Genomic DNA, 556 nt, shown 5'->3' with positions numbered 1-556 from the left:
TATATTTATGTTGGCTGCCACCTTTTTATACCCACACACATGTTCACTATGCTTACACTTACATGCGCACACACACACACACACAAACTACACGCACACATACCATACACATGCACACCCGAAATGCATACACATATAACAACGCTCCCATACACACGCAACACACATACACACATATGCCTAACACATGACACAACTATACATACACGTACGAGCCCCTAAATCTAGAGCCTCTTGACGTTCCAACTTAGTTTCAACAGTGTATTTCTCAGACTGAGAAAGCGAAACTGCTTGGTGTTGCATATTAAAACTCATTGAAGCCTATTCACTTCATTAGGCTGGATAAAAGGAATGAGCGAAGCTCCAATCAAAAAAAATTTGAAGGGAAAAATACTTCGAAGATGAGCCTGTTCCCATGCAATAGTCAGGAATTCTTGACGGTATCGAGCTGGAACAACCTGTTCTTCCTGAATGCCCTGATTCAACGCCAAAGAATTTCCTGCCGCTACCATATAGTATTCATCTCTACCTGGTGATAAATAAAGCATCCGTACCT

General features: G+C 41.5%; 1 protein-coding gene. It reads right to left on the bottom strand.

Going from position 1 to position 556, the window contains the following annotated elements:
* Nucleotides 1–311: 311 nt before the first annotated feature.
* Nucleotides 312–556 (bottom strand): hypothetical protein (locus ACFINU_RS10375; RefSeq protein WP_375667742.1); only part of this gene is annotated, 245 nt, incomplete at its 5' end.

The sequence above is a fragment of the Bartonella sp. AC130YNZD genome (genome assembly GCF_042196865.1).
Classification (GTDB): domain Bacteria; phylum Pseudomonadota; class Alphaproteobacteria; order Rhizobiales; family Rhizobiaceae; genus Bartonella.
This window is presented reverse-complemented; position numbering and strand designations above follow the sequence as displayed.